General features: G+C 70.3%; 3 protein-coding genes and 2 pseudogenes. 2 read left to right on the forward strand and 3 right to left on the reverse strand.

Annotated features, from left to right (window positions below):
* Nucleotides 1–409 (forward strand): LysR substrate-binding domain-containing protein (locus tag VR44_RS35880; RefSeq protein WP_045951844.1); only part of this gene is annotated, 409 nt, incomplete at its 5' end.
* Nucleotides 410–621: 212 nt separating this feature from the next.
* A complete protein-coding gene (locus VR44_RS35885) occupies nucleotides 622–1,887 on the forward strand; it encodes a hypothetical protein (protein WP_045951845.1) in 1,266 nt (421 codons plus the stop codon).
* 25 nt (nucleotides 1,888–1,912) lie between these two features.
* Here VR44_RS35885 and mmsB read toward each other — a convergent pair whose 3' ends face one another.
* The 3 genes and pseudogenes from mmsB to VR44_RS47930 all read right to left on the reverse strand — a co-directional run.
* A complete protein-coding gene (gene mmsB, locus VR44_RS35890; RefSeq protein ID WP_052713987.1) occupies nucleotides 1,913–3,148 on the reverse strand; it encodes a multiple monosaccharide ABC transporter permease in 1,236 nt (411 codons plus the stop codon).
* A 3-nt stretch (nucleotides 3,149–3,151) separates the two neighbouring features.
* A pseudogene (gene mmsA, locus VR44_RS35895) lies at nucleotides 3,152–4,627 on the reverse strand (multiple monosaccharide ABC transporter ATP-binding protein); the annotation flags it as partial.
* A gap of 140 nt (nucleotides 4,628–4,767) precedes the next feature.
* A pseudogene (locus VR44_RS47930) lies at nucleotides 4,768–4,888 on the reverse strand (sugar ABC transporter substrate-binding protein); the annotation flags it as partial.

Here is a 4,888-nt window from a genome sequence, read left to right on the forward strand (position 1 = left end):
ACGGGACCCGGTGGTGGCCGTCGTCCCGGCACGCCACCGCCTGGCCGGCCGGGAGGTCATCGACCTGGCCAGCCTCGCCTCGGAGACGTGGATCGCCGCGCCGGAGGCCGCGCTGCGCCTGGAACTGCTCTCGCAGATGGCCAAGACGCCCGGTTTCCAGGCCCGCCTGCAATACGAGGGGGACGACTTCAACACCGTGCTCGGGTTCGTGGCCGCGGGCCTGTGCGTGGCCGTCATGCCGCGACTCGCCCTGCCCCGCACCCACACCCAGGTCGTGGCGCGCCCCTTGGCCGAGCCGCGGCTGACGCGCTTCATCTACGCCGTCCGCATCGACACCCGGCACACCCCGCGCGCCGTGCTGGACCTGGAAGGGATGCTCGCCGCGCAGGCGCTGGCCGCGCTCTCGTAGCGCACGGCGGTCCGAGGCCGTGCGGGGCCACGGCTCGTGCAAGTCACGTGAAAAGCGGCCAACTTGAGGGGCGGCGCACGCGCGTAGACCCCCCGGCACGCCGGACTTCCCACCGTGTCCGACTACCGGACACGCTGGCTGAAAGTTAAACTATTGACCGACGGGCACACTATGTTTGCCGCGGTTGACGTTCCACCGAGAGGAAACCCCTCATGACCGCAGCCGATTGCGCCCCCAGAACGGCGCGCGTCCTCACCGGCTACCGCCCCGAGGACGGCTTCATGGCCGCAGAGCTGGACCCGCCCCCGCCCGAGTACGTATGGCACGACGAGAACGCCGAGCAGCAGGACCAGCGTTACGGCCCGGGAGTCGGCTACCGGCAGTGGCTGGCGGTGGACGCCCGCAGCGGTGCCGTCTGGTTCGGCGACACCGACTGGCGGGCCCCGCAGGAGTCCCCCGGCAGCCGGATCCCGGGCATCCCGCGCAGGGCACTCGGAGACGGGACCGTCCCCGGCCCCGGAATCATGGTGCAGTTGCTCGGCCACCTGAGCCACGACGAACAGCGGGGCTGCACCTGGCACTTCTTCAGTGCCGAGGAACTGCACGCGCTCGCGGAGCGCGTCCTGCCCGCGGTGCAGCGACTCGTGGACTCGATCCACCGGATCGGGCCCGCGGGCGAGCTGGAATGGTCGGCCGAGGCGGCCACCGCATGGGACGACATCGAGCAGACCGCGACCCCCGCCTTCGACCCCTCCGGGGAACTCCGCTGGCCCCTGCCGCGCATGACGCCGGTCCCGGCCTGGCGCGTCGAGGTCGGCGCCTTCCTGGACGCCAACCCCGAGCTGTGCGACCCCTCCTGGGCCGTGGCCGCCGACGCCGATCTCGACGCCTTCGCCGACTACCAGCCCGCCACCGGCTACGGGGGAGTGCCGGGCAGGATCTGCCACATCGCCGGGAGGCACATCGAGGACGGCTTCACCTTCTACGGCCACCGCGCCGCCCTGTACGCCTACCGTGCACAGGCGTCCGGCGACCGCACCCCGACGGACGCCCGCACCTGGCTGGAGACCACGGAGACCGGCAGGAGCACCTGGGAAGCGGCCAAACCCCCGGGAGCCAACCTCGCCGACGTCTCCGACTGCGTGCTGACCGATCTGACCGACAGGTTCCAGAACACCGCGCGCGAACACGGGCTCGTCCTCACCGGACTCGACACCTACCTCCGCACCCTGCGCGCCGAGGAACGCGCCGGCGTCGACCAGCAGCTCCGCTTCGAAGGCGAGGAGATCGAACGCCTGGAGAACCTGCTCAAGGACTTCCGTGCCGGACGGAACCGCACCGTGGCACGGATCCTGGCCTGGTCCGACGGGCGCAGCGACGCCGAGATCGCCCGCCTGGGCTCCCTGTCCGACGAACACGTCAGCCAGTGGCGGGCCCACCTGAACGACGAAGAGACCGGCACGCCCCCCGGACCGTGAAGCACGCCCGGCCACGGCCAGGGCGTCAGGCTTCGGCCTTGCGCTTGTTGTAGACGTCGAAGCCGACGGCCGCCAGCAGGACCAGCCCCTTGATCACCTGCTGGTAGTCGGTGCCCACGCCGACCAGCGACATGCCGTTGTTCAGCACGCCGAGCACCAGGCCGCCGGTGAGCGCACCGAGGACCGTACCCACGCCCCCGCTCGCGGAGGCGCCGCCGATGAAGGCGGCTGCGATCGCCTCCAACTCGAAGTTGATGCCGGCCTGCGGCGTACCGGCGTTGAGCCGCGCGGCGAACACCATCCCGGCCAGGGCCGCCAGGACGCCCATGTTCACGAAGGCCAGGAAGACGACCCGCTTGCTCTTCACCCCGGACAGCCGCGCCGCCGCCTCGTTGCCGCCGATGGCGTAGGTGTGGCGGCCGAGGACCGAGTTGCGCATCACGTACCCGAAGACGGCCAGCAGGACGCCGAGCAGCAGCAGGACGATCGGCGCGCCGTGGTAGCTGGCCAGCAGCAGGGTGAAGGTCACCACGGCCGCGGCGATCGCGCCGAGCTTCACCAGGAACAGTCCGGCCGGGAGCGGCCGCAGCCCGTACGAGACGGCCCGTCGGCGCCGGCGCACCTCCTGCAGGACCGCGACGGCCAGCACCGCGAGGCCCAGCAGGAGGGTGAGGTTGTGGTAGTCGGTGCGGGGGCCGACCTCGGGAAGGAAGCCGCTGCTGATGTTCTGGAAACCCTTGGGGAACGGGGCCACCGACTGGCCCTGGAGGAGGATCTGGGTCCCACCGCGGAACAGCAGCATGCCGGCCAGCGTGACGATGAACGAGGGGACACCGAGGTAGGCGATCCAGAACCCCTGCCAGGCTCCGGCGAGGGCCCCGAGCAGCAGCGCGACCGCCAGCGCCAGGGGCCAGGGGGTCCTGTGCTCGACCATCATCACCGCGGCGGCCGCCCCGACGAAGGCGGCGAGCGACCCGACCGACAGGTCGATGTGCCCGGCGATGATGACGATCATCATGCCGATGGCCAGGATGAGGATGTAGCCGTTCTGTTGGATCAGATTGGTGATGTTCAGCGGCTGGAGCAGGATGCCCCCCGTCCAGAACTGGAACAGCAGCACGATCAGTGCCAGCGCGAGCAGCATCCCGTACTGGCGGAGGTTGCCGCGCAGCGCTCGGGCCAGTACGGCAGCGGCCGAAGGGCGTCGGCCTGCCTCCGGCGTGCCGGGTGTCGAGTCCGGGGTGGTTCGGGTCTGCGCCATGCCTCACACCTGCTTGTCGGGGGATGCCGCGCTCATGGTCATGAGCCGCATGAGGGATTCCTGGGTGGCGTCCGCACGGCCGACCTCGCCGGTGATCCGGCCCGCGGCCATGGTGTAGATCCGGTCGCACAGGCCCAGGAGTTCGGGGAGCTCCGAGGAGATGACGAGCACCGCCTTGCCCTGGGCGGCGAGCTGGGCGACGACGGTGTAGATCTCCGCCTTGGCGCCGATGTCGATGCCCCGGGTGGGCTCGTCCAGGATCAGCACCTCCGGGTCGGCGAAGATCCATTTGCTGAGGACGACCTTCTGCTGGTTGCCGCCGCTGAGCTTGCCGGTCTCCGCGAACACCGAGGGAGCCTTGATGTTCATGGTCCGGCGGAACGATTCGGCGATCCTCGCCTCCTCGTGCCGGTCGACCCAGCCCCGCCGGGCGACCTTGCCGAGGGCGCTCAGCGAGATGTTGCGGCTGATGTCGGCGCCCAGGTCGAGGCCGAGCTGCTTGCGGTCCTCGGTCACGTAGGCGATGCCGTGTCCGATCGCCTCCGGCACCGTCCGGGTGCGGATCTCGCGGCCGTCGAGCCGCACCCGGCCGCCGGTCCAGCGCCCGTAGGAGCGGCCGAAGACGCTCATGGCCAGTTCGGTGCGGCCGGCGCCCATGAGGCCCGCGATGCCGACGATCTCACCTCGCCGGACGTTGAGCGAGACCCCGTCGACGACCTTGCGCCGGTGGTCGATCGGATGCCGGACGCTCCAGTCCTCTATCTCGAAGGCGACCTCACCGATCCGCGGGGTGCGCTCGGGGTAGCGGTGCTCCAGGTCGCGGCCCACCATGCCACGGATGATCCGCTCCTCGGAGACGCCCCCGGGGCCGATGGCGAGGGTCTCGATGGTCCGCCCGTCGCGCAGGACGGTGACGGCGTCGGCGACCCGGGCGATCTCGTTCAGCTTGTGCGAGATGAGGATGCAGGAGATGCCGCGGGCCTTGAGTTCGAGGATCAGGCCGAGCAGCTTGCGGCTGTCCTCGTCGTTGAGGGCGGCCGTCGGCTCGTCCAGGATGAGCAGCTTGACCTTCTTGGCGAGCGCCTTGGCGATCTCGACCAACTGCTGTTTGCCCACGCCGAGGTCGGCGATCCTGGTGTGCGGACTCTCGTCGAGTCCGACCTGCCGGAGCAGGTCGGCGGCGTGGGCCAGGGTCCGGTGCCAGTCGATCACGCCCCGGGTGGCGTGCTCGTTGCCGAGGAAGATGTTCTCGGCGATGGACAGGTAGGGCACCAGCGCGAGCTCCTGGTGGATGATCACGATGCCGCGCTGCTCGCTGGCCCGGATGTCCCGGAACCGGCAGGGGGTGCCTTCGAAGTAGATCTCGCCCTCGTAGCCGCCGTGCGGATACACCCCGCTGAGCACCTTCATCAGGGTGGACTTGCCGGCGCCGTTCTCACCGCAGACGGCGTGCACCTCGCCGGCGGCGACGGTCAGGCTGACCTCGGAGAGGGCTTTGACACCGGGAAACGTCTTGCTGATCGACCGCATTTCGAGAACGGGTCGGGCCATGGATGTGCGTCCGTATCGTCGGGGCGGCGCGGTGCCTGGGTCTCCCCGGGCACCGCACCCGCCGGCTGCTACTTGAGCTGGTCCTCGGTGTACTGGCCGCTGTCCACCAGGACCTTGCGGTAGTTCTCCTTGTCGACGCTGACCGGCTGGAGCAGCTGCGCCGGAACGGTCTTGACGCCGTTGTGGTAC

Origin of the sequence: Streptomyces katrae, from assembly GCF_000966975.1 — a bacterium.
GTDB classification, from domain to species: Bacteria; Actinomycetota; Actinomycetes; order Streptomycetales; family Streptomycetaceae; genus Streptomyces; species Streptomyces katrae.